The sequence below is a fragment of the Dorea sp. AM58-8 genome (genome assembly GCF_003464045.1).
In the GTDB taxonomy this organism is placed as follows: Bacteria; Bacillota; Clostridia; order Lachnospirales; family Lachnospiraceae; genus Claveliimonas; species Claveliimonas ammoniilytica.
Genome location: NZ_QSDM01000001.1, coordinates 48,891 through 74,207, shown reverse-complemented (window position 1 = coordinate 74,207; position 25,317 = coordinate 48,891). Strand labels below are relative to the sequence as shown.

The 25,317-nt window shown below is 42.5% G+C and carries 21 protein-coding genes and 4 pseudogenes; 4 read left to right on the top strand and 21 right to left on the bottom strand.

Going from position 1 to position 25,317, the window contains the following annotated elements; translation table 11 throughout:
* Positions 1 to 17: 17 nt before the first annotated feature.
* The 3 genes from DXA18_RS00365 to DXA18_RS00355 form a co-directional block, all read right to left on the bottom strand.
* Positions 18 to 587: an indolepyruvate oxidoreductase subunit beta gene (locus DXA18_RS00365; RefSeq protein WP_118382197.1), complete on the bottom strand. Its 570-nt coding sequence runs from the start codon at positions 585 to 587 to the stop codon at positions 18 to 20.
* Positions 587 to 2,341, bottom strand: a complete 1,755-nt coding sequence (iorA, locus tag DXA18_RS00360) for an indolepyruvate ferredoxin oxidoreductase subunit alpha (RefSeq protein ID WP_118382196.1) — start codon at positions 2,339 to 2,341, stop codon at positions 587 to 589. The genes DXA18_RS00365 and iorA overlap by 1 nt, the downstream gene beginning before the upstream one ends.
* Positions 2,342 to 2,442: 101 nt before the next feature.
* Positions 2,443 to 3,036: a tRNA (mnm(5)s(2)U34)-methyltransferase gene (locus DXA18_RS00355; protein ID WP_278337052.1), complete on the bottom strand. Its 594-nt coding sequence runs from the start codon at positions 3,034 to 3,036 to the stop codon at positions 2,443 to 2,445.
* A 178-nt stretch (positions 3,037 to 3,214) separates the two neighbouring features.
* On the opposite strand from DXA18_RS00355, the gene DXA18_RS00350 reads away from it, so the two are divergent.
* Positions 3,215 to 3,904: a J domain-containing protein gene (locus DXA18_RS00350; protein ID WP_118382194.1), complete on the top strand. Its 690-nt coding sequence runs from the start codon at positions 3,215 to 3,217 to the stop codon at positions 3,902 to 3,904.
* Here DXA18_RS00350 and DXA18_RS00345 read toward each other — a convergent pair.
* From DXA18_RS00345 to DXA18_RS00330, 4 genes and pseudogenes are all read right to left on the bottom strand, one after another.
* Entirely contained in the window at positions 3,898 to 4,389 is a 492-nt protein-coding gene (locus tag DXA18_RS00345) for a prepilin peptidase (protein ID WP_158567061.1), read from the bottom strand. The genes DXA18_RS00350 and DXA18_RS00345 overlap by 7 nt on opposite strands.
* A 119-nt stretch (positions 4,390 to 4,508) precedes the next feature.
* Positions 4,509 to 5,374 (bottom strand): annotated as a pseudogene (locus DXA18_RS00340) (DMT family transporter).
* A 25-nt stretch (positions 5,375 to 5,399) separates the two neighbouring features.
* A pseudogene (locus DXA18_RS00335) lies at positions 5,400 to 9,955 on the bottom strand (PolC-type DNA polymerase III).
* A 76-nt stretch (positions 9,956 to 10,031) separates the two neighbouring features.
* The gene (locus tag DXA18_RS00330; RefSeq protein ID WP_147345556.1) at positions 10,032 to 10,490 is read right to left on the bottom strand and encodes a hypothetical protein; all 459 of its coding nucleotides are present in this window, start codon (positions 10,488 to 10,490) and stop codon (positions 10,032 to 10,034) included.
* Between the two features lie 280 nt (positions 10,491 to 10,770).
* On the opposite strand from DXA18_RS00330, the gene DXA18_RS00325 reads away from it, so the two are divergent.
* Positions 10,771 to 11,115, top strand: coding sequence for a helix-turn-helix domain-containing protein (locus DXA18_RS00325; RefSeq protein ID WP_118382191.1), 345 nt, complete (start codon positions 10,771 to 10,773; stop codon positions 11,113 to 11,115).
* 42 nt (positions 11,116 to 11,157) lie between these two features.
* Here DXA18_RS00325 and DXA18_RS00320 read toward each other — a convergent pair whose 3' ends face one another.
* The 14 genes and pseudogenes from DXA18_RS00320 to DXA18_RS00250 all read right to left on the bottom strand — a co-directional run bounded on the left by DXA18_RS00320 (position 11,158) and on the right by DXA18_RS00250 (position 23,835).
* The gene (locus DXA18_RS00320) at positions 11,158 to 11,886 is read right to left on the bottom strand and encodes a type 1 glutamine amidotransferase (protein WP_118382190.1); all 729 of its coding nucleotides are present in this window, start codon (positions 11,884 to 11,886) and stop codon (positions 11,158 to 11,160) included.
* Positions 11,886 to 13,226 carry a Mur ligase family protein gene (locus tag DXA18_RS00315; RefSeq protein WP_118382189.1) on the bottom strand — a complete coding sequence of 447 codons (1,341 nt, stop codon included), beginning with the start codon at positions 13,224 to 13,226 and terminating at the stop codon, positions 11,886 to 11,888. Before DXA18_RS00315 ends, DXA18_RS00320 begins: the two co-directional genes overlap by 1 nt.
* Before the next feature lie 132 nt (positions 13,227 to 13,358).
* Positions 13,359 to 13,595 (bottom strand): annotated as a pseudogene (locus DXA18_RS17570) (CagY family CD-EC repeat-containing protein); the annotation flags it as partial.
* A gap of 4 nt (positions 13,596 to 13,599) precedes the next feature.
* Positions 13,600 to 14,052 carry a low molecular weight protein-tyrosine-phosphatase gene (locus tag DXA18_RS00305; RefSeq protein ID WP_118382375.1) on the bottom strand — a complete coding sequence of 151 codons (453 nt, stop codon included), beginning with the start codon at positions 14,050 to 14,052 and terminating at the stop codon, positions 13,600 to 13,602.
* A gap of 179 nt (positions 14,053 to 14,231) precedes the next feature.
* Entirely contained in the window at positions 14,232 to 15,431 is a 1,200-nt protein-coding gene (locus tag DXA18_RS00300; RefSeq protein ID WP_118382188.1) for a site-specific integrase, read from the bottom strand.
* Between the two features lie 135 nt (positions 15,432 to 15,566).
* The gene (locus DXA18_RS00295; RefSeq protein ID WP_004844954.1) at positions 15,567 to 15,776 is read right to left on the bottom strand and encodes a MerR family transcriptional regulator; all 210 of its coding nucleotides are present in this window, start codon (positions 15,774 to 15,776) and stop codon (positions 15,567 to 15,569) included.
* Complete coding sequence (locus tag DXA18_RS00290; RefSeq protein WP_118382187.1) at positions 15,773 to 16,588, bottom strand: ATP-binding protein; 816 nt, start codon at positions 16,586 to 16,588, stop codon at positions 15,773 to 15,775. The genes DXA18_RS00295 and DXA18_RS00290 overlap by 4 nt, the downstream gene beginning before the upstream one ends.
* Positions 16,588 to 17,114 (bottom strand): annotated as a pseudogene (locus tag DXA18_RS00285) (replication initiator protein A). Before DXA18_RS00285 ends, DXA18_RS00290 begins: the two are co-directional and overlap by 1 nt.
* A 979-nt stretch (positions 17,115 to 18,093) precedes the next feature.
* Complete coding sequence (locus DXA18_RS00270; RefSeq protein WP_243006973.1) at positions 18,094 to 18,771, bottom strand: sensor histidine kinase; 678 nt, start codon at positions 18,769 to 18,771, stop codon at positions 18,094 to 18,096.
* On the bottom strand, positions 18,755 to 19,117 hold the full coding sequence (locus tag DXA18_RS15915; protein WP_243006972.1) for a hypothetical protein: 363 nt from the start codon (positions 19,115 to 19,117) through the stop codon (positions 18,755 to 18,757). Before DXA18_RS15915 ends, DXA18_RS00270 begins: the two co-directional genes overlap by 17 nt.
* Entirely contained in the window at positions 19,114 to 19,791 is a 678-nt protein-coding gene (locus DXA18_RS00265) for a response regulator transcription factor (protein ID WP_055228678.1), read from the bottom strand. The genes DXA18_RS15915 and DXA18_RS00265 overlap by 4 nt, the downstream gene beginning before the upstream one ends.
* Before the next feature lie 19 nt (positions 19,792 to 19,810).
* Positions 19,811 to 21,739 (bottom strand): ABC transporter permease, encoded by a 1,929-nt coding sequence (locus DXA18_RS00260; RefSeq protein WP_330424348.1) that lies wholly within the window; start codon positions 21,737 to 21,739, stop codon positions 19,811 to 19,813.
* 133 nt (positions 21,740 to 21,872) lie between these two features.
* The gene (locus DXA18_RS00255) at positions 21,873 to 22,640 is read right to left on the bottom strand and encodes an ABC transporter ATP-binding protein (RefSeq protein WP_117900524.1); all 768 of its coding nucleotides are present in this window, start codon (positions 22,638 to 22,640) and stop codon (positions 21,873 to 21,875) included.
* Positions 22,641 to 23,289: 649 nt separating this feature from the next.
* Positions 23,290 to 23,835: a hypothetical protein gene (locus DXA18_RS00250; protein WP_147345555.1), complete on the bottom strand. Its 546-nt coding sequence runs from the start codon at positions 23,833 to 23,835 to the stop codon at positions 23,290 to 23,292.
* 236 nt (positions 23,836 to 24,071) lie between these two features.
* Between DXA18_RS00250 and DXA18_RS15490 the strand changes: the two genes are divergently transcribed.
* Both DXA18_RS15490 and DXA18_RS00245 read left to right on the top strand, forming a co-directional pair.
* Positions 24,072 to 24,428 (top strand): hypothetical protein, encoded by a 357-nt coding sequence (locus tag DXA18_RS15490; protein WP_147345554.1) that lies wholly within the window; start codon positions 24,072 to 24,074, stop codon positions 24,426 to 24,428.
* 12 nt (positions 24,429 to 24,440) lie between these two features.
* Positions 24,441 to 25,217 (top strand): ATP-binding protein, encoded by a 777-nt coding sequence (locus DXA18_RS00245; protein WP_118382184.1) that lies wholly within the window; start codon positions 24,441 to 24,443, stop codon positions 25,215 to 25,217.
* Positions 25,218 to 25,317 lie beyond the last annotated feature (100 nt).

Genomic DNA, 25,317 nt, shown 5'->3' with positions numbered 1-25,317 from the left:
ATCAATGATGCTGACATCTATAAATTATATCCCACATCAAATGCCTTTTTATTAATGTCAATTGTCTTCGGAGGAACAGTATTCTCAATTACCTGATACCACTGTTCTTTTGTAAAGTCCATATGCTGTGCTGCAATTCCCAGTACAACCAGGTTAAATACGCGTGAATTCTCCAGTTTCTTAGCTTCTTCTGTCGCATTGACTGTGTAGACCTTGTGATCTTTTTTCAGATCCTCAATAATATTCTCCGGATATTCAGCAGCCCCGATTACTACCGGCATCGGATCGATACGCCAGTCATTGATAATCAGCACACCATCTTTTTTAAGAAAATGTGCGTAGCGTTTGGCTTCCAGTCTCTCAAATGCGATAATCACATCTGCCTGTCCTTCCTCTACGATCGGCTCAGCTACCTTTTCTCCATAGCGTACAAATGTAACTACACTTCCACCTCTCTGCGCCATGCCATGTACCTCGGAAAGTTTCACATCATATCCGGATGCAATGGCAAGTCCTCCGAGAATACGGCTGGTAAGCAGAGTTCCCTGACCGCCTACACCTACGATCATAATATTCTTTGTTGCCATTATTCTTCACCTGCCTTTACCAGTTCTATCGCATTAAATTTGCACAATTTCTCACAGAGTCCGCATCCTGTACACATTGTATCATCGATATAAACAGTACCATCTGCATTCTTTGTCATTGCCGGGCATCCCGGTTTCATACACATACCGCATTTCTTACATTTGTCAGAGTGAGCAGTGTATAACGGTTTCTTTTCCTTACTGAGAAGCACACATGGTGACTTTGTGATAATCACAGATACTTCGTCCTTTGCCACTTCTTCTCTGATGGTCTTCTCCAGTGTTTCAATGTCAAATGCATTTACCTCAACGACATTCTTAATGCCCATTGCACGACAGAGTCCCGGAATATCAATCGCGTAAGTCGGATCTCCCATCAGAGTCTTACCTGTAGCTGCATGATCCTGATGCCCGGTCATACCTGTCGTCGAATTATCGAGGATCATAACCGTTCCGGTTGCCTGATTATAGACCATGTTCATCAAAGAATTCACACCGGTATGTAAGAATGTAGAATCGCCGATCACAGCCACCCAATTCTTAATATATTCCTTGCCTTTTGCCTTTTCCATACCATGCAAAGTTGAAATACTGGAACCCATACACATGGTCGTATCTACTACGCTAAGCGGTGCAACCGCGCCCAGTGTGTAGCAGCCAATATCACCTGCTGCATGCATCTTCAGCTTCTTTAATGTGTAATATACACTTCTGTGCGGACATCCAGGACAGAGGATTGGAGGTCTTCCCGGTACTGCTGCCGGCTGATCGATCTCCAACGTTTCTCCAAGAATTCTTTCTCGGATCATATTTGCACTGTATTCGCCCTGTACAGTAAAGATATCTTTACCGACGCACTCAATGCCCCATGACTTCACCTGCTCCTCAATAACCGGATCCAATTCTTCGACAATATAAAGCTTATCAACTTTTGAAGCAAAATCTTCGATCATCTTTCTCGGAAGCGGGTTCACGAGACCCAGCTTACAGACAGATGCATTCGGAAGTGCTTCCTTTACATATTGGTACGGAATACCACTGGTGATAACTCCAATCTTCGTATCATTCATCTCTACACGGTTGATCGGCAGTGTGTTAGCTGCCTCAGCCAGTTCTTTATTGCGCTTCTCAATCTCTATATGGCGAAGTTTTGCATTACCCGGCATCATAACCGTCTTGCGGATATCCTTTACATATGGTTTATCTTCCGGCACCTTACGATCCTCCAGGGTAACCAGTCCCTGAGAATGTGCCAGTCTTGTAGTCGTACGATATACGATTGGTCTGTCAAACTGCTCACTCAGTTCAAATGCCATCTTAATATATTCTTTTGCTTCTGAACTGTCAGAAGGTTCGATTACCGGAAGCTGTGCTGCGCGGGCAACCATCCGGGTATCCTGCTCATTCTGCGAACTGTAAAGTCCCGGATCATCTGCCACGATAATAACCAAGCCTCCATTTACTCCCATATAAGACACGCTGTATGCAGGGTCTGCAGCTACATTAAATCCCACATGTTTCATACAGGACATAGCTCTTGTTCCTGCAATAGATGCTCCTACTGCTACTTCAGTAGCTACTTTCTCATTCGGAGACCACTCACAATATAAGTCTTCTTTATATTGTACCAAATATTCGCTAATCTCAGTACTTGGTGTACCAGGATATGCTGCTGACACTTTGACTCCAGCCTCATAAGCACCTCTGGCGATTGCTTCATTACCAAGCATGATCACTTTTTTAGATTCTGCCATCTCATTCATCCTTTCTATTCCGTAATATTACGGATAATACTTAATTTAGTATATCACAACACTTTTATAAGTTAAAGCATTAATTTGCGAAACGAGTGTTTTTACGATTTCCAGACAAAGACCGGAATCGGAGGCTGATTTACTCTGTTGAAATACTGATTCACAATCACTGTATATGTTTTTGCCGGAAGATTTTTCAGATATTCCATCAACCGATTTTTCTCTTCAAATCCAGTGTCTCCACCACTGTAAATGCACAAACACATCATTCCGCCTGACTTCAGGAGGCTCAGTCCTGCTTCCACCGCCTGCACACTGGTCTCCGCTCTGGTAGCAATCTCATGATTTCCTCCTGGAAGATAACCAAAGTTAAAGCAGATCAGATCAACCGTCTTTGCGCCGGCATATCGCGCCATATGCTCATGCCCATCAAGGATCAGTTCTGCACGACCGATGAGGTTCTCATTTTCCAGTCTTTTCTTTGTATAATCCAATGCAACTTCCTGAATGTCAAATGCAATCACATGTCCCTGTTCTCCTGCAAGTTCACACAAAAATGCCGTATCTGCGCCCTTTCCCATAGTAGCATCAATATATAATCCTTCCCGTTTCGCCTGTGTACGAATAATCTCATGACACCATTCTGTAATCTGTGAATACTTCATATCCTCACCATATTTATCCTTCCGCTGTATTATCTATGATGCTTACGAATTGCTCCGTGCTATGCACTCTCACAATTCGATCCTGACATTGTTATATATTATACCTCTATCTTTTCCCATCAGGCAACGGTTTCCGGTATTGATTTCGGTCGGAATCTGACGTATGATATTAGATGGGTATAAATAACAATCAGAGGGAGTTTCATACATGAAAGAATGTACATATTATGATCTTTTGGGCGTTCCCATGGATGCAACGGATGAAGAAATCACCAACGCAAAGAATTTCCTGGTGAAGAAGTTGCACCCTGACGCCAATATAGACAGCAAGTTCGATACAACAACTTACATTCAGAATATTCTGTATGCTTACAGGATACTGAGTAATCCGGACAAACGCCGTGTATACGATCGCCGTATCCGTAATCCGATCCGCAGACGAACGCCTGGCGAAAGCAACCGTTCACGCCAATCCGGACCATTATCGCCGAACTTTGCGCCATTCTGGGAAGCAGCTAATAAGTTAAACGAACTGACTGTCATGGGTGCAGAAGTGCTCTATCCAAAGTCAGCGCACAAGCTCGATATACGCAAGCTTGCAGGACGCAAGGAGACGGAACCGGAACGGCTTGCAGAATTTGCCGAACTTGCCAAAAAAGCCAAATCTCATATCGAAGTTCTGGAATCCAGTGGAATTCCGAAGCAATACTGGCACTCACACGCCATGAACTGGATGCTCTTTCAGTGGACACAGAACCGGGAATTCGCCTATGGCATGCTCTGTGCCATGTACGATAACTATCTGGAGCAGAATAAATCTGCCATAGAAAAGAAAAAAATACAGGGACAGATCAGCCAGTTTCTCCAGATTTTGGACAAGATGACTGCCTGTCAGTAGATTTCAGTCAAAATATTGACAGCAATACCGAGACACAGGAACGGTCCGAGCGGAAATTCCGCTTTCCGTCCTGTGTTTTTTATTATCAGAAGATACAGTACGTACACTCCTGCTGAAAAAATCCCCGCTGCCGCCGACCACAGGATATGCCTCCATCCAAGCAGTGCCCCGGCTGCACACATAAACTTCACATCTCCCCCTCCAAAACTGCCTGGCGCAAGCACCGTAATTCCAAGCATTGGCACACTAACACACAAAGCTCCCAGCATCCGTTCCGTCAGACTCACTGCAAATATTTCTGAAAAAGCCAGCTTCTGACATATCTCGAAGTCAAATATCTCCGCACTAAAAAAGACGGCATCCGAAATGACTGCCAGTGCTGCGATACACACGCAGCACCAGTTCGGAATCTGCCGTCTTCTAATATCTGTATAACTTATCACCGCAAGGATAACCAGAAAAAGTACACCCATAACGTCACCCATAAACCGTTCTCTTTTCGTATCGTATTTGAAGTGCATTTATCTTATCACAACATATACGACACGTCAACTGAATCCACTTCTCTGATCAACAATTATTTGCGCCTCAACCCTGCTATTATTTATGCCGCTATTCTGCGGTTATTGTAAAAAAACATACCTACTGCCATTGCACAGATGACTGCGTAGCCAATCCAGCTTAACAGATCCGGAATCTGACCGAATACAAAGAATCCGAGTCCTGCTGCGAATATGATCTGCGAATAATCGTAAACTGAGATTTCTTTTGCCGGAGCACAGCTGTATGCTGCCGTAATGGTAAACTGACCACCTGCTGCCGCAAGTCCTGCTGCCAGCAGAGTCCCGATCTGTGTCAGACTCATATAGTGGTAATCAAAGATTAGAAACGGCAAGGTCACCAGACAGGAAAATGCTGAGAAGAAGCACACGATAAACGGTCCTTTCTCGCCATGCAACGTTGCTTTTCTTACGTAAGTATAGGCAATACCGGCCCCCAGACCTCCCAGCAGACCGATCACCGATGGGAACAGATCCATATTGGAAAATGTCGGCTTAATTACCAGCAAGCTCCCTAAAAATGCTCCGATCACGAACAGCGCCTGCGGCACATTTACCTTTTCTTTTAGTACCAGGCAGCTGAAGATCACTGCGAAAAACGGCGACATCTTATTCAGCATGGATGCATCCGAAAGCACCAGATGATCGACTGCATAATAATTACACAAGATTCCCAGTGTACCACAGATCGACCGGATTAAGAGATACTTCAGATTCTCTCTTTTACACCGGAACGGTATATCGTTCTTCTTTAATATGATCATTGCAAATACAAATGCGACCAGATTACGAAAAAAGCTTTTCTGTATAGACGGCAGGTCGCCTGCTGCCCGGACGAACATGTTCATCAGGCAAAGCAAAATGCCGAGCATATAATATACAGAATGCCTTTATAACGTTGTTTCTCCATGTTTAAACACCTCTTATATTTACCATTATAAATCGAACAGGCTCAACTGATTACTCTCCGGCAGATCACCGAAAATTCCCAGATCATTCATCAGATCGATGACCGTTTTGCTGACCTTCGTCCGCTGACGGAAATCATCCCTCGACAGATACGGTCCGTCTACCGCTGCTGCTTCTACCGCTTCTGCCGCAATCTCACCCATACCGTCAATACTTGAAAAAGGCGGAAGCAGTTTACCATCTACAATCTCAAAACGTGATGCCTTCGACTTATACAAGTCAATCGGCAGAAATTCAAATCCACGTGCATACATTTCCTGCACGATCTTCATATCCTTCAGCGTATCCTGTTCCTTTTTCGACAGGGAATCGGACCGTTTCTGGTAATCACTCATATAGAAATTCAGCCGTTCTTTACCCTGACACATCAGTCATAGGAAAATGCATCTGCTCGGATACCAAAGTATGCCGCATAATACGCCAGCGGATAATTGATCTTGCAATATGCAATACGGTACGCCATCATAACATACGCCGCTGCATGCGCTTTCGGAAACATGTACTTGATCTTTTCACAGGACCAGATGTACCATTCCGGAATGCCATGTTCAATCATATCTTCTTTAAACTGTGGCCACTCCTTGCATTTGCCCTTGGCAACAGTACCCTTACGGACGCGCTCCATAATGGTAAATGATTCCTCACTGTCCATTCCTTTATTAATCAGATATGTCATAATATCATCACGGGTACAGATTGCGGTAGAAATCGTCGCCTTTCCGCTTCGGATCAGTTCCTGCGCATTATTCAGCCATACATCCGTACCATGTGACAGACCGGAAATACGGATCAGGTCAGACAGCGTCTTTGGCTTGGTATCCACTACCATCTGAATAACGAAATCTGTACCGAACTCAGGAATACCAAGGCATCCAACCGGGCATCCTCCAATATCTGACGGCTTAATACCAAGTGCCTCCGTACTCAGGAACAAGGACATTACCCCCTGATCATCCAGTGGAATATCTGTTGCATTAAAACGGTTATCTGTTTCATTATATTCATTATCCATTGCCGGAGAACTGATATATTCTTCCAGAGTCTTGATCATGGTCGGATCATCGTGTCCAAGGATATCCAGTTTCAGCAGGTTATGGTCAATGGAATGGTAATCGAAATGAGTGGTTACGATATCCGTTGTCATATCATTAGCTGGATGCTGTACCGGCGTGAAAGAATTAATATCCTCACCCAGCGGAAGGACGATAATACCTCCCGGATGCTGACCGGTACTTCGTCGGATTCCGGTACACCCCTGTACGATACGGTCAATCTCGCATACTCGTTTTCTGGAATTTCGCTCTTCGTAATAATTCTTTACGAATCCATAGGCTGTTTTCTCTGCCAGGGTACCGATCGTTCCGGCACGATAGGTCTGCCCATCACCGAAAATAACCTCTGTATACTTATGTGCATTACTCTGGTAGTCACCGGAAAAGTTCAAGTCGATATCAGGCTCTTTATTACCTTTAAATCCAAGGAATGTCTCAAACGGAATATCAAATCCGGCTTTCACCAGCTTCTTACCGCACACCGGACAATTCCGGTCCGGCATATCCATGCCGCATCCTCCGGCGTACTTCTTCACTTCTTCGGAAGCAAAATCACTAAAGTGGCAGTGATCACAATAATAATGCGGACTCAGCGGATTAACCTCCGTGATACCTGCCATAGTCGCTACGAATGAAGATCCTACCGATCCTCGCGATCCTACCAGATAGCCGTCTTCATTAGACTTCCATACCAGTTTCTGTGCAATGATATACATTACGGCGAATCCGTTGGAAATAATCGAATTCAACTCTCGTTCCAATCGTTCCGTTACCACTTCCGGCAAATCTTCTCCGTACATCTCATGGGCTCGGTTATAGCAGATCTCCCGCAGCATTCTGTCCGAATCCGGGATAACTGGCGGACACTTATCCGGGCGAACCGGCGCAATCTTCTCTACCCAGTCAGCAATCATATTAGGGTTATCAATGACAATCTCATGTGCTTTATCCGAACCAAGATATTCAAATTCTTCCAGCATCTCTTCCGTCGTATGCAGATACAGTGGTGCCTGATCATCTGCATCTGAGAATCCTTTACCTGTCATGATAATCCGACGGTAGACCTCATCCTCCGGATCCAGAAAATGCACATCACAGGTAGCAACAACCGGCTTATTAAATTTTTCACCAAGCTTAATGATTTTACGGTTGATCTCCCGCAGATCTTCCTCACTGTTGACCTTGGTAATACGGTCACTGCCAATCATAAATTTATTATTGCCCAGAGGCTGTACTTCCAGGTAATCATAGTAATCTACAATCCTTGCAATCCGTTCTTCAGACTTGTCATTCAAAATTGCCTGATACAATTCACCCGCCTCGCAGGCACTTCCTAAAATCAGCCCTTCCCGATATTTTGAAAATTCACTCTTCGGAATACGGGGCTGCCTTCCGAAATACTCCAGATGCGACTTGGACACCAATGTATACAGATTCGTCCGTCCGATATCATTTCTTGCCAGAATGATCGCATGATAAGACGGTAACTTACGGATAGAATCTGCATTATGCTCTCCGAAATGATTTAGTCCTTTCAGATCATAGATTTCTCGTTCTTTCAGCATATCAATAAACTTTACAAAAATCTCTGCTGTCGCTCCCGCATCATCCACCGCGCGGTGATGATTCTCCAACGAAATATTCAACGCTTTCGCCACAATATTTAACTTAAACTTCGACAATGTCGGCATCAAGATACGCGCCATCGCTACCGTATCCACAGATGTCAGATCTGGTGTCATGTCCTGATAACGCATATTCTGTTCAATGAATCCTACATCAAAGCTGGCGTTGTGTGCTACCAGCACCGCATCTCCTACAAATTCCAGAAACTGCGGTAATATAGTCTCAATATCCGGTGCATCCATAACCATCTGATCGGTAATGCTGGTTAACTGTGTGATCCGGAATGGAATTGGGATTTTAGGATTGACAAATGTACTGAACTTCTCTGTAATCTTACCATTTTGCACTTTTACCGCACCAATCTCGATAATCTTATCTGCGATTGGACTAAATCCAGTGGTCTCCAGGTCAAACACCACAAACACATCATCTAATGTCTGTCCTTTTTCATTGATCGCCACTTCTTTCAGATCATCTACCAGATATGCTTCCACACCGTAAATTATCTTAAACGGATCGTCTTTATCCAGACGTTCTATGTAATGATTAGCGTCTGTAAATCCCTGTACCACACCATGATCCGTGATTGCAATCGCTTTGTGTCCCCATCGGTGCGCCCGATCTACAATGTCCGTCACATCCGACACACCATCCATATCACTCATCTTCGTATGGCAGTGCAGTTCTACCCGCTTCTCCGGATAGGTATCTTCCCTGCTGGTTGTAAAATCCGGAATCTTACGAATGCCCATTACCGAACCGATAGTCAGCTCGCCGTCGTATTTATCAATAGTCGTCACACCTTTGATTTTCAGGAATGCGCCTTTCTTAATATCTCCCAGAAGATCTGGAAGCTGTTCATTCCGCACAAACATCTTTACCATAATGGTATCTGTAAAATCCGTTACTGCAAAGATCAGTATCGTCTTCTCATTACGGATTTCCCTGGCTTCGAAACTGATCACCTTTCCACGGATGGTAATCTCACCCATTTCTCCAACGACCGTGCTGAGTTCAAGCGCCGCATCATCAAAATCACGTCCAAAAATCATATTCGGATCATCCGACTTACGATAAGAAAAACTACCACTTCTGCCGCCACCACGCCATTTTTGACTATTGCCGCCACTACTGTTATTACCAGTTCCTGCAAATTGCTTCTGCTGTTTTGCTTCTTTCTCTTTTGGCTTGTCGATCGTCGCTTTTTCTTTCTTCTCTGCCTTCTCTTCTTTTTCCTTTTCCTGCTCTGCTCTCTCCTCATGCAGTGCATGATTCCGCTCCATAATGGCATTCACTTCCTGCTGCAGTCTGGATTCATTGAACTTCAGCTTGCTATCCTTCACTTCCTCATATTCTACCTGAATCTCCACCGGAACATGAAAGCGCTCTTCAAAGACATTACGTATCAATGAGACGATACTTTCCTGTTTGCCATGGGCAATTACCGTATCCTTTAGCTTCAGACAGATGGTCTTATCATTTTTCACCGTATACTCTGCCGTCTTCAGCATATTGCTCTCCACCACGCTGCGTTGCGCAGCTTCCAACATCAGGCTGTCATAGTATTCTCGCATCAGATTCTCTGGCGTATACTGTTCTGACAGCTGAAAATGCTCAAAAATCGTCACTCTCACAGGCACTCTGGCAAATAACTGGTCTTTGATCATACCTTCCATCGAATAAATATGTCTTTTCTGGATCAGATGATCTGAAAACAAAAATACATTAATAAAATCTCGCTGTCTGTTGGTTGAAACCTTCTCCACCTGTACGCTCTCAAACAACATTCTGATCTCTTCATTTACTTTTAATGTTGGAAATACATCAAAAAATATCTTACTCATCTGGCCAACCTCTTACATAAAGACCCCTCTACTGGCATTGGTTCTCCACCTGCTCCTGTAGAGGGGTACATTCTCTTTATTTTCTTACAAATGTCAACTGATCACCATATTCCCGCTCTGTCAGTGTCATCTCATCCTGCTCTACACTGTAATCATAGCTGGATGTAATCTGATCTGCTTCATTCTTCACAGTTTCCTCTGTGAGGGTACCGTCTGAATTATCTAAAGCCTTCTGAATCTCCGCATCATCTACTTCAATCGTAATCGTCTTCTCACTGCGATCAATGGTGTACTTCAACTGAAGTTCCATATAATTACCATCCAACGCTCCCGGCACTTCCATAACCATAGTAGTACCACCTTTAATCTTCAATGTCATATCGTTCTCTTCATTCACCCAGGTTCCTTCTAATGGGTTCGAGTGAAACATCCGAAACAGGAAAAATACTGCAATTACAATAATCAATATAGAAGAAATTGCCATCACAACTTTCCATTCTTTGCTTCTTTTTACTTCTTGTTCTTGTGTAAACATATATATATCCATCCTCTCGGTATCTTTTCCTTATATTCTATCCATATTCGGACAGAATCTGTATATAAATTATAATTTTTTTTGTATCTTGTGTCAACGGCGTTTCCGATTACTTTGCTTACAGTACATTTCTACCACCTCAAAATGTGCCGTTCCGCAACTTTGTTGCGCAACACAGTTGCTATTCGACACATTTCAACTTTCTTCTCATAGTAACTGGTAAAATATGTAAAAATTATTTACTTGATGATCAAGACTCACTATTCCAGGAGGTAATCGCATGTCTCTCCCACAGAAACTTAAGACTCTTCGCGCAGAACACAATATGACACAGGCAGAACTTGGCAGACAGATTAATGTTGCAAGAGCCACGATCGCCGGATATGAAACAAGAAACCGTCAGCCTTCTTATGAAAAGCTGACAGCCATTGCCGAAACATTCCAGGTATCCGTTGATTATCTATTAGACAGCACCGATGAACCAATTGTGCTCCATTCCATGCCTGAAGCCGAAAGAATGCTTGACAGGCAGATTTTTCAAGTGTACCGCACGCTTTCTCTTGCTGAGAAAGAAGATGCTTACGAGTATCTGTGTTTCTTAAAGCAACGTGAGCAGAAACATTAAACAACCCTTCACAGTTATATATTCATAAGCTTGTCGGTGCTTCTACTTACCCAAAAAGCGCTCATATACATAAGCATTTGCTTCTTTTTCCTGACTGTCATCTAATGGTGACAGATCAGCACTTCCATATTTCCGTTCCAGAGCTCTTGCGAGCAACCAATCGCAGACTTCTGGATTCTTCGGAAGCAGTGGTCCGTGCAGATAGGTACCAATCACATTCTTATAAACCACTCCTTCATAACCACTCTCACCATCATTACCAGATCCATATAGCACCTTACCAAATGGCTTATTACCATTAATATAAGTACGTCCGCCATGATTCTCAAATCCGACCACCGGCATCGATACCAGATCGCTCTGCAGTACGATATTGTCAATCAGACGTCCTTCGCCCTGCTCTGTGTACAGATCTACCAGATCCAGCCCCTGGATCACTCCCTCTTCTGTCTTATAATACTTGCCAAGGAGCTGATAGCCGCCACATACTGCGATGACCACACCCCCATCTTCCACATATTCTTTAAAATCAGACTGAATCTCCTGCAGCTTCTGACACACGATCATCTGCTCTCTGTCAGATCCGCCTCCAAGAAGCACAATATCCACTTCAGAAAAATCAATTTTATCTCCCAGATTAAATTCCTTCGTCTCTGCTTCAATCCCTCTCCAGATACATCTCTGCATCATGCATGCAATATTGCCGCGGTCTCCATATAGATTCAGAAGATCCGGATATAAATGTCCAATCGTAATCTTTCTCTGTTCCATTATTTCCGTTCCTCCAATTTCTTCAATACTACTCTGGTGCTGAAAAGCGCTGTGTAATTCACCAATACATACAGATTGCCACATCCATTTTCCACACGTTCACAGATTGCGTTCTCTACATCTGCACTCAGCATTGCCGGAATATCTACATATTTCAAACGCAAGCGCATATCCTGACAACGAATTCCACTGACAGTAATAGAATTGATGTTCTCATCCTTAAATCGGTCAAAATCCACATCCCACAACCATGAAATGTCTGTACCATCCTGTGCATTGTCATTGATCACAATAATAATATCCTTCTGAGTCTTGTCCTGCATAACCGCAGAAATATTCTGATTAAATCCCGCCGGATTCTTCGCCAGGTTCAGGATAATCTTCGTTCCTTTCATATGGAACTCTTCCATACGTCCATTTTCCGGGTTAAACTTTGCAAGCATATCATTAAAATGCTCTGCGTCAAGTCCCGAACTGCGCACTGCAGTGTAAGCTGCCAGAATATTATATACATTATAGAAGCCCTTGTAATTCGCTGTAATCTTACGTCCTTCTACAACAAACGACAGCTGATCCCCCACCTGCACATCCGTTGCATTGTACCGTAACGGCGGGCGTTTAAAATCACATCCTGTACATGCGTAGTCCCCTAGCTGACTGTAATGGTAGAAATTATAATGAAGCAGAGAACCGCATTTTTTACAGAAACGTCCCTCTCGGATCTCATGAGAATCCTTATCCTCCACTACTTTTTCACTGATACCATAAGTAATGTATGGATTGCCGGCATCCATAGCAAGAAATGCTGACAATGCATCATCACCATTTACAATCACTTTCATATCAGGAGCCGTCTGCATCACTTCGCGAAGCAGATTCATGGTAATATCAATCTCTCCGTACCGGTCAAGCTGATCTCTGAACAGATTCGTCAGCACCATGTAATCCGGCTTGAAATGTGGAAACACTCTTCTGGTAGATGCCTCGTCAATCTCAATACTTGCACAGTCTGCATCCAGCTTACCATTCCATCCGGCAGCCAACACAAACGCCGCCACTACACCATTCAGCATATTCGAACCGGTGTGGTTACAGACCACCTTCTTACCTTCTGCTTCCAATGCTGCACACAGCATATTATTCGTCGTAGTCTTGCCATTGGTTCCGCATACTACAAAAATATCTTCTCTTACCTGAGCAGCCAGATCCGACAAAATACTCGGGCAGATCTTCAGAGCAATCTTGCCAGCCCATGTCACACCCTGTCGGTGAAAAATCTTTACACTTGCCTTCTCTGCACATTTCGCAGCCCATATTGCTATCATTCTTCTTAATTTCATCTTAGTTTCCTCAATCTTTTATTGATAGAGTTAATTGTACTGTATTGGGTGTTTCAAGTCAACCAATCCCATTTGTTATAACATTCACAAAAAATGCTCAGAAATCGCAAAATGTTTGTATTAATTTGACATTTACAACAAAGAACCCTCATGATAAGATATAACCATAAAAGCGATGGACAAATAATTAACAAGAAAACACGAAAGATATCGCAAGCCAACAACGGCGTCCAAGGACGCATGATTCTGGCAGTCAACCATACTACCTGTTAGAATCATTATCCTTTTATTCATACAATAGAATCCTTTTAAACAAGTGCTCTGGCCTCTCCTCTCGGCCGGAGTATTTGCGTTATATAGACAATTTTTCCTATTATCTTTGTAGTTTTTTAAACAAAGCTTCGCATCCTTCTACCACATCGCGGTAGGTTTCGTCAAAATTACCTGTATACCATGGATCTGCAATGTCTCTATCTGATCCTGCAAATTCCAACAGCTTGTGTACTTTGCCCTCCGGATCACCACCTGCTATACGCTTAATATTACGAATATTAGCAGAATCCATACCGATCAGATAATCATAATTATCATAATCTTTCCTGGTCATCTGCACCGCACGATGCTCCAACACAGGGATGCTCTCCCGCTGCAACTTACGGATCGTACCATAATGCGGACCATTGCCAATCTCCTCTCGGCTGGTCGCTGCCGAATTGATATAAAAATCATTCTGTAAATCGTGTCGGTTGACCATGTCCTGAAACACAAATTGAGACATGGTTGAGCGGCAAATATTGCCGTGGCAGATGAAAAGTACTTTTATCATTGTTGCATAACCTCGCATTTCTTAGTTTTTCTTGGTATTTCGGACTTTTTGAACCCTTGTAATTTTTTGCTTTTTAGCATAACCTGGTTTATTTTTGCATAATATTGTCCGCAAAAGGTGTAAAATAAGGTGTATGTTTTTCCATTTTACACCTTGCTATTTTCAATTAAAAATCGTAATTACACAATCCGAAGTCTGGCGATTTCTTCTCTGGCATCCTCAAGATTTATATGCGTATATGTATTCAACGTTACGCTGATATCTGAGTGGCCCATCAAATATTGCAATGCTTTTGGATTCATTCCGGATTTTGCCATGTTTGAGCAATAGGTGTGCCGACATACATGCGGTGTGATAACATTCATCTGCGCTTTGTAAGTATTATTATATTTCTGAATGATGTGTTGAAAGTAATGCTCCCAGTGCAGAGAATAACAAATACTTCCGTTTTTATCAAAGTATAAGAATCCACTTTTTCCATCTACCATAGGTTCTGCTTTGGGCGGGTTTCGTTTTTCTATTATTTTCTGAAAGCATTCCTCTACATCCGCAGTCATAGGTATCTTTCTCGTTCCACTGGTTGTTTTAGTCTCTTGAATATAATATCCGATTTTTGATTTCTTCTGCAATTGATGATCGATGTTAATCGTATGCTCCTTGAAATCAATATCAGAAATCGTTAAACCACAAAATTCCGAGATGCGAAGACCGGTTTTAAATAAAATGTAGATTCCCTCATAATACCTGCAAAAATGAGGATCTTCCTTCACAAATCGTAGAAACTTACGTTCCTCTGCCCTGCTGATTGCCTCTCTTGTTACACTGTCATTTACAACCACTTCCATTAGCTGAAACTGAAATGGATTTTTCCTGATCAGGTCATCATCCACTGCCAGCTGAAATGCCGGACGAAGAACTCCTCGGATTGAATGGATGGAACTATAGCTTTTCTTTTCTACCTGCTGAAGATGTATCAGCCAACATTTTGCATCCGAAATCCGAACCGTATCAATCCTTCTTTTTCCAAATGGATCTTTCTTCAATAAATTGATAACTGTTCCGTATCCTGCAACTGTAGTAGGTCTGACACCGGTTTTTGTTGATGTATATTTTTCAACCAGTTCCAGCACCGTCATGTTTCCGCCATTTGTTGCAATCTGCTCAAAATGGTCCGCCTGGATTTTCTTCTCCATCTCCCGAAGCGACAAAGTACGGCGCTTTCCTTTCGAAGTTGCATCGTTATGGTCTAAGCGCCAGCTATATACGCAGCGCTCCTTTCCCAGCTCATCGACATACTTAAATCGATATCTGCCATCAGATAACTGTATTTCTCCATTGTGTAATATACGTCCTCTATGATCTCTCCTTTTTTCACTCATAATTTTTTAGTCTCCTTCATCAAATGTTCATTTAACTTGGAAGACCGTCTCGGTTTATTCATTATACCACAAGACCTTCTCTTCGCTAAGATAAAATGAACATTATTTTCATTACTATTTCTTCTATTCTGTCACTTAAACTGTACTGGCTGTATCCAGATAATCTTCAAATAATTTCCTTTTAAATCGGATATGAGAACCCACTTCCAAAATAAAATCTGCTCCTTCATTTTCACCTGCGATCTGTCTTAATCTCTTTTCTCCGATTCCATAATATTCTGCTGCTTCGGAAACATTTAAAGAATATTTCTTCCAAACAGGTATTGTTTTTTCTGTATGATTCATTCGCATTCCTCCTCCCCTCTGTTTGTATTCAACAACGTTTTCGCTTTCTCCATTTTCATACTTGCAATCGCTTCTCGTTTGCTTGCGCCTCCAACATACATTGGTGTACACATTTCCAAAATACGATCATAGATACGTCTTTTATCTAACATGGTCTCGCTTTTTATTTCTTTCAGTGGAAGATTGGTCGTGATGATCAAAGGTCGTCCCGAACGGATCCTGCGGTCTATGACGCTAAAAATAATTCCTAACGCATATTCTGAATTTCGTTCTACTCCAAGATCATCAATAATTAGAAGCTGATAAGAAGCCAATGCATTGATATATTCCGTTTTGTCTGCCAGTGGAAATATATCATCAATAATGGTATTGAAATTTGTCATTTTTACCGTTACTTCCTGCTTTAGAAGTTCATTGGCAATACAACCAGCAATAAAACTTTTCCCAGTTCCAACCGGTCCCCAGAACAAACAGCCTATATGATTTCTTTTCATTTCCTCCCAGTTATCAACATATTTTTTTGCTCTATGCATTACCGTATCTGACATATCTGCATTCTCAAATGTCCACTCTTTCATTCTGCTCTCGTCAAAACAGATGCTCGTATTTCTGCTGACTAATTCCCGGTGCTCTTTGTCTTTAAAATATTTTTGTTCTTCTTCATACGCTTTTCTGTCACAGGCACATTGCCTGGAATGTTTCTTCATCCCCATAAATCCACCCTCAGGAAAAAATGCTTCTTTCGCTTCCCCACAGACTTTACAGTATTGCAAACCATCACTGCCTACACATACAGTATCTTCTTCTCTCATCACAAACTCTCTCCTTCCCCATAGCAATAATTTACTTCATGATATTTATTTCTTTTATATTTCTCAGTTACTTTACTAGGTGCCACATTTCCGACTCCTGCACAGCCATTTTTACGACCAGATGAGGTTGCTTTTCCGACTCTGTTGCAACCATCTTTTCAACCGCCTTATTCTCAACCAGCTGTAAACCAATCTCATCAGATGGAATTTTTACATATAAATGATTGGGTTTTGAAAAACCACCAGATCTGCGAACCAATAGTCCCACATCATCTAATTCCTTCAATGCTGTTTTTACAGAAGATTTACATTTGCCGATTTGAGCAGACAATTCCTCTATCGGAAAAATCAGATAAACATTTCCATACTTGTCTATCCAGCTATTCTTTCTCGATATCCGTGCCCGGTCATACAAAATCATATAAAGAAATTTTGCAGTTTGGGAAATGCGCAGTTTGAGCAAAAACTTCGGAAACTGGAAGTACTGAAGCATCTGCTCTGACTCCTTCATGTATTCATATTTCATTCTTTTCTCGCCTCGTTTCTGTTTCTAATTGTTGTAAAAATCATTTTTATACCGGCTCAAAAATGTCCTTACACATATTCAAAAGATGAAGGGCATAAATACAGGTTCTTGATAAAAATTTTTTAAATTTTTCCTGTCCAAAATACCCTTACATAAAACGAAACGCTGAGAGGCATTTTTACAGCCCCCTAATGAAATTTTTTTAATTTTTTTGATTAATTGAATATTTGAAAACAAAAAAACACTCACCTATTCCAGGTGAATGCCTTATCAAAATTTCCTTATTTTGTTGTCTATGACGCTTATTCAGATATGCCTGCATATCTGCTAAAATGTAATTGCCAGCAATTATATTTTCACGTGGGTATGGGGACGTAATCCCCATCAAGTCTGCCACTCGTAAGTAATACAATATTGTCAAAATGACAATACTGTAATACACGGGTGGATCTTGCTCTGGTTGTAACGTATGAATTCATACAATAATAGGCCCAAATGGGCACTTTCACCATTTGAGCCTATATATTATATATGTCTTTCAAATGATAGCTTAAAAAATAGCTGTCTAGACGGTATGTTTTTAACGTAGAATTGATTTTATGGAAGACAAGGCATGGAATGCTTTGTACCTTTAATGGAAAAATTTAATGATATTTACCATGTACAAAAAAGAAACGACAGATAAAAAACATCACACGAATCCTTATCGTGCTGTAAACTATATAAGAGATGAGAACGGAAATCCTATATGCCCTAATGGACGTAAATTTCTTTTCAAACGAAAACAACATGTAAGATATAAAAAATATGGACGTACAGAAGAAATCTATCCAAGCTTATTAAGTGTACCCTTTTTACATAAAACAGTGACGATTTTCAAAAAACATATATTAATGTAAAGAAACGCCAGAACCAGCATTTGTCGGAACTAGCGTTTCTTTAGCAGAGACTTATTTTACAGCCCCGTTTTTTGCTTATATTATTTTCCTCCGTTGGATTTCAATTTTGGAAAGAAGATGACTATCTTAAAGCCCTTTTCCCACGGGGAAGCAGCTTCCAGACGAAGGTTTAGATCGTCAGCCATCTTCTTAACCAGGTAAAGCCCTATACCGGTAGCTTTCTTTCTGCTGTCAGTAGAATCCCCGGTAAAGCCCTTTTGAAAAATATACGGCAGATCATATTTTTTTACACCGATGCCATTATCCTCAACTGAAAGGACATCTGCGATCTCCGAATGTATCATAGAGATTGTTAGCATGGGACTATCGCTGCTATATTTTATGGCATTGCTCACGATCTGTCCCAACATAAACTGAAGTCCTCTACGGTCTGTATAGACTGTTTCAGATTGCAGTTTGTTGAGAATGACAAAATGCTTCTCTTCAAGAAGTGGGGCATAGTCCTCCAGAACTTCACCCAAGCAGTCATTCAAATTGACATCCTCAAATCGGTAATCCTTTGTACTGCTCTTCAACCGGGCATAGTACAGCATCTGCGTGACATCCTCCTGAAGCTGACTGCGGACATAATCCAGCTTTGCTTGCAGGGAAGGAGAGATTTCATCGTTCCGGTTATCCAAGAGCATGGTCAGCAACGATAGGGGCGTTTTCGCTTCATGTGCCCAGCCCTCCACGTATTCTTCATAGTCCCGTAGCATCCGCCATATTGTTACTCTCGTTTTTGTATTCCCGTAAAACCGAAGCCAAAAATCGGACAGATTCTCCTTCTTTCTGACTAATGGCACTGAGCAGCCGTTCTTCATTGCAGATGGTAGGATCACTGAGGAAATCTCGGAACAGTTCCATGTGGGTGTTCTCCCTCTTGTTTAGTACAAACAGAATCGCTGAAAACAAAAGGATGCTCGTCAGAACTACTAACCCGATCAAGGTTTGAAATACCTGAATGTCAGAAATCCAAAGAATGACAGCGCAAAAGCAATCCACGCCCAGCAGCAACAGAAGCCAGGGGTAGTACCGTTCTATCATGTGCCAAAGCTGCTTCATAGAGACACCTCCGCTTCCAAACGGTAGCCCATTCCTCGAACTGCAACGATTCGCTGCTTCATTTCAAGGGCGGACATCGTTTTTTTCAGCCGGGTTAGGTTAACCTGCAAGGCATTTTCATCTATGTATTCCGTGGTTCCCCATAGTGCCATGCAAAGCTGCTCCGTCGTGACCAGAGCATCGCCGCCGGACAAAAGAGCGACCAACAGTTTTCCCTGATTTTTTGGAAGCACCACAGAGGTATTATGAATATAAAGCGTGTAGGTCTGCTGGTCTAACAGGAAATCTGGTCCCTCTATGAGATTGGTACGGCCTTCATACCTTTTGAGAATATTGGATACCCTGGCAAGAAGTCGATCTTTTCTGCACGGCTTCGTCAAATATTCATCGGCACCCAACTGGAACGCTTGCAGTTCATCCTTTACCTGATCTCTGGAAGTCAGCACCAGGACGGGGATAGCAGTTTTATTCTTTAGCTCCTGGCAGATTTGAAAGCCACTGATCTCCGGCAAGTTCAGGTCTAAGATCACAAGGTCAGGGCGGAGGGCTGCCAAGAGCCGAGCGGCATCTTCAAACTCGGTAATTGCCTCCACAAGATAGCCGTCCTTTTGGAGCATATCGCAGAGTTCTTCCCGCATATAGACTTCATCTTCCACAACAGCAATTCTTTTCATGACAGCACCTCCTTCCAAATTATTCTTCTCTCTGCGGCTGCATCAGTGTCAGCAAATACCGATCACTGGAGCGCTTGACCACTCTCATATAAATATATTCTATCACGCAAAGTAGTAAAATCATAGCAGCAGATACAAGCAGCATTTCAGACACTGTCCCACGGGTTCGGGACGAGAGTATCCCTGTAAATAACGCCCTGACTCCAAACAGACTGCTGACAGCCGCAACCAATACAGGAAGTCCCATAAACCAGGTAATTTGCTTTCCAGCAGACTGGCAAAGGGTTTCGTAAGTAGCTCCCAGGCGGATCAGGGTCTGGTATCTGCGCCCGGTTTTCTGCTGACTCATCAGGAACTGAACACCCACGATGGTGTTGGCAACTACCAGGAAAACAATCGCAAGATAGAGGGTAATATAACTGGATGCTATGGTGTAGAAAAGCTGACGACCTATATTCTGAAGATAGCTTTCATATTCAATGCCAGTTTCGTCCAGCTTCTCGTTCAAATCCAAATATGCAGTCATAAGGCTATTTCCATCCAGAGCCTGCTCACTGAGCACCGCATTGACATAGGTATCATACATTCCCTGGCTATAATATAGGAATGCTTCATCCGGAAGAATCAATGCAAAGGACAAGGTTATAGAACGGTCCGTGACCAAATTCACAGACTGAACCTCTCCTGTAAGATGAATCGGACTACCATCCAGTTCCACCTTGGGCTGTCCGGCCAATACTTGGTTCAGCATTGTGGTACGACTTACCGTAGTAAACTCTGTATCAATATAGACAGCGGCCTCCTTTTCGCCTAATTGGAGAGCCGGTTTGCCGGACAATTCCAACAAACGATTATAGTCCGATAAACAAATCAAATATGGGTATGTGGCATAACCAAGATTGTTCAGAAGGACATCCCGGTCTTCCGACTGGGGCAGGCTCCGAAGAGAGTCCATAACAGCGTCCATGCTGTAGGCATTATCATAATCTTCTGTGGTGCGAATACGCCCAACCCTCATTTCAAAAAGCTCTGAAAATTGATTTTCCAAACCGTTTTCTTTCAGGGCTGCCTTTATATTCGGAAGAACCTGCGATGAATCTTCTGCAGTATGATCTTCAAAAGTATAGTCGATTACATGGCCAGAAGACAGGCTATTCGTTCCTGCAATTCCTACGCCCGCACCAAAACAACACAGCGCCGCCAGAATCAGCAGGGAGCTGATGGCCATGGAGGTTGACTGATGAATAACATTCTCCTGAATCTGCCGGAAGGTAAATACATGAAGCTGCTTATTTCCTTTTCCTTTCTTAACAATCAAAGCAATCAGCGCACGCATCCCATAGAAAAGCAGCATCGTACCAACTATGCCCAACAGCAAAGTCAGTCCCATCATACTTACCTTTGTCCATGCAATTCCCTGAATCGCCATGTAGTAAGCCACTGCCAACATCACACTTCCGCATATAGCAGCCAGTCCATAGATAACAGATGGCATTTGCTTTTTGGGGCGGTTCGTTGGCTGGGATAGCAAAGTACCGATCTCCTGGCGGCTGATTCGTCCACTCAAAATCAGAAGTGCCGTCAGCTTAATTGCCAGAAATCCTGCCAGCGTCCATTCAATTGCAGACCAGGATAAAGAAAACTGATGACCGATGATCCCCATGCCTACCAGCTTGGCGGTGACAAGACTGACAATTTCTGAAAGCACCACAGCCACAGGTAAGCCTATGAGCATGGCAAGAATACTGGTCAGGAAATCTTCCGCCAGAAGCATACCAAACAGTTTACTTCTACGCATCCCCAACATTAGATAAACACCAAACTCATGCCGTCTGCGCTCGAACTGATACTTGCAGGCAAAATAGATCAAAAAGAACAGAATACCGAGGGTCATCCCATAAAACGCAGGAATCAGAAGCAGGAGTTCGTCAACTGCGTCACTCTCCATTTTCTGCAAAAAGAGCATCACATCTTGAGTGGAGATGGAAAGAATCATGTAAAAGGCAACAATAGAAATCACCAGGGAGCTGAAAAACAGACCGTTTTCCTTTCGGCTGCGGTGGCTGTTCCGAAGAATGAGATTAGAGAACATTTGCGCTGCCCCCTCCCAGTTGCGCCATCACCTTCAGGATGCGCCCGTAGAACTCCTGCTGGCTTTCGTCTCCACGCCGAAGCTCATGAAAGATCACGCCGTCCTGGATGAACAGAATGCGCTTGCAAAAGCTGGCGGCATTGGAATCATGGGTTACCATCAGGATCGTAGCTTGTTCGTCACGATTCAGGCCGGACAGCTTCTCCATAAGACTTCTTGCGTTCTTAGAATCCAGCGCACCCGTCGGTTCATCGGCAAGGATCATTTGGGGATGTAAGATCAGAGCCCTTGCTGCCGCAACACGCTGACGCTGGCCGCCGGACATCTTGGACGGAAACTTATCCAGAACATCAGTGATTTCCAGATAGTCAGCCAACTGCTTCAGCCGCTGGCTGCTTTCTGCTTCGGATACCCCATGCAAGGAAGTCGGGAGCAGGATGTTTTCCCTGCCAGTCAGGTTGTCCAGCAATTCAAAGTTCTGGAATAGATAACCAACTTTTTTGCCACGGTACTCTGCAAGAGCCTTTCCCTTGAGGGATTGCAGAGTATCTCCCTCCACCTGAATGCTTCCACCTGTAGGCTGAATCACAGTTGCAATACAGTTGAGAAGCGTGGATTTGCCGGAACCACTGCTTCCCATAATACCGAGAAACTCTCCCGGCATGACCTGAAAAGTGATTCCGTTCAGTGCTCTCGTCTGGTTTGGCAACGTCCCATAGACTTTGGTAAGATTTTCAATATTCAAAATTGGTTTCATGTGAATGCCTCCTATCCATTTCTGGGTAAATGATAGCACAGAAGCACAATAAATAACACTTACAGTCGCTGTAAGGATTCTGTTCCTGTTTTCAGAACAAGAATGACGCATCAAGCGGAATAAGTATATGTTTTGTAAAAACGTCGGGTGACAATGAAAAAATATGCTGGACTACCGGATTGGCTAACTTGCATTTCTTTGTCAATTCTGGTAACCGCTTCAAACATGGAAGTTTCTGTTCTTACTTTTATTATACTCAATCAATAAAATCAACACGGTTCAGCAAATTTTAATTATTTCCAATATGACAAAATTGCTTCCTGTTATATTTATCTATTTCTTTATTTCTCTATTATTCCGATCCGTTCTTCCAAAGGTATAAATAAGGTGTAAATTATTCGTCAATCATCAAAAAATCCTTTAAAGCCTAGGCTTTCACAGCATCCATTAAACACTGCCGTGGCAAATAAAAAGCACTTTAATCATTATCAAAACTCCTTCAAAAATGAAATATTAGACGCGTTTTGTCACCGATTTTACGGGCCTCTGTACTACCGCTGACTGGTACAGAAATGGTCAAATACGGCAAAATGCTTCAAAGCGTAGACGTCAAAAGTAGTAAAAAGGTAATAAAATAGTCAGTGTTTTACTACCACCCGTTTGGAACAACCAGGCCTTCCTTCAATCCCAGATAGTTACCTATTTGTATTGCCAACTTTTCAAGTTGCGCATAAATTGATTCTTTTACAACCATATATTCTGCTCCAAGGATATGTTCTGTTAGTCCGAACATGATGTCGTCATGTAGCAAGTCCTTATTTTTCAGCGCAACTCCCAGTTTGTAATGCGCCATTGCATTTCTAAACTTATCATTCTTCCATTGGACATCTAGAATAAAGCAGGTACCTAACTTATCATTAATTTGAGGAATAACGTTAAGTAATGAATAATACAGCAAGTATGCGAATCGCAATTTAGCAGGCATCTCTTCTTTTATCCATCGATCAATGCAAAATATCAAAAAATTGATTTGGCATAGTATCGAGAAAAGCACAAATCTATCACTAAAATCATTGCCCACTGGAGATTTAACAAATCCTCCGTAATCACGCACATCAAAGTTTAATGTGTCATCTACCTGATATTCTCTTAATGCATTAAACAAAGCAATGTATCCACCGCCAATTTTAGCCATAGATTTTACATATTCACCGTTGTTACCATCATATTGAAAGAACAGTGAATAATATCTGCATAATATCGTATTTCCACACAGAGCCCCATTCACAGTATCAACACCATAAATATCATATAAATGTAGATTTTGGGCTATCGGTTTGCATATGCTTCCAAAATAGTGATCGCTTTCGGGACCGTTTTAAGTTTTGTGTAAACGCTAAAAACTGATATAAGATTTGTGAATAGTTACGAATGGGCAGAGCCGATTTTCCGGGTTTCTGCCCATATCTGCATTATACAGAAGTTTTTGGGCATGTCAATAAGACCTGCCCAAAACAAGCCATGTCGGAATTGATTGATCGAATCCTAAAATCTTCTAAGCACGAAGAGCAAGCATTCAATGCATGTGCCGGGATACTACATCGAGTAAAAGCAATCCCTAAAGGCATTGCAGAAGAAGCCGCTCGTAAATGCATTGAAATGAACTCCTGTCGCTACTCGACGTACAGGCAGGTGCTTAAAAAGATAGAGTGCGATGAGCATCCAGAATCATCACCGGAATCACTTCCATCTCATGAAAACATCAGAGGAAAGGATTACTACAAGTAAAGGTGAATGATTATGGCATACAGACAGAAAGAATACAATTATAACGACAAACTTACAAAGGATCAAAATCTTCTTATGGACAAACTCTATAAGATGCGTATGTCCGGCATGGCAGAAGCCTTTGAAAATCAACTTATGAATCCGAATTCGGGATTAGAGAGCTTTGAAACAAGGTTCTCTGAAATCATCAACCATGAGTGGTCAGGGAGAGAAAACAAGAAGTTCAATCGGCTTTTAAAACAAGCAACACTAAAATATCCGGCAGCTGACCTTGATAGTTCTCTTTATGATCCAGAGAGGCAGTTAAACACACATGTCATTGAATTACTGGCCCAAGGTGATTGGATTGATGAACCGAACAATCTTTTGATTACAGGTGGAGCAGGAGCTGGCAAAACGCATGTTGCATATGCACTTTGCGTCACGGCACTACATCAAATGAGGACTGTTAAACATATCCGTGCGAATTATCTGCTTCAAGAATCCGCCCATGCGCATAGTGAAGATAATTACTATGAGTATTCAAACAAGATGGCCGGTTATGATCTTCTTGTTATAGATGATTTTGGATTGATGGACTTAAATCTCGACAAGTGCCGTGATCTCTTTGAAATCATCGAAGCTAGAGATTGCCGAAAATCAACAGTCATCATCTCGCAGATGCCAGTAGTGAACTGGTACCAATTGTTTGGTGATAACACATATGCAGATGCATGCCTCAGCCGCATGACCTCTAAAGCATATCGATTAGACTTTCCAGGTCGCGATAGACGTGTAGAAAGCAAGTAACTTTATTAACCAACAGGGCAATGATCCGTTCCTAGCGGAACAGCGCTCCGCTCATGCGGAGCGAGTGCTCTGTTTTTGCGGAATATGCATCAGCGTACAT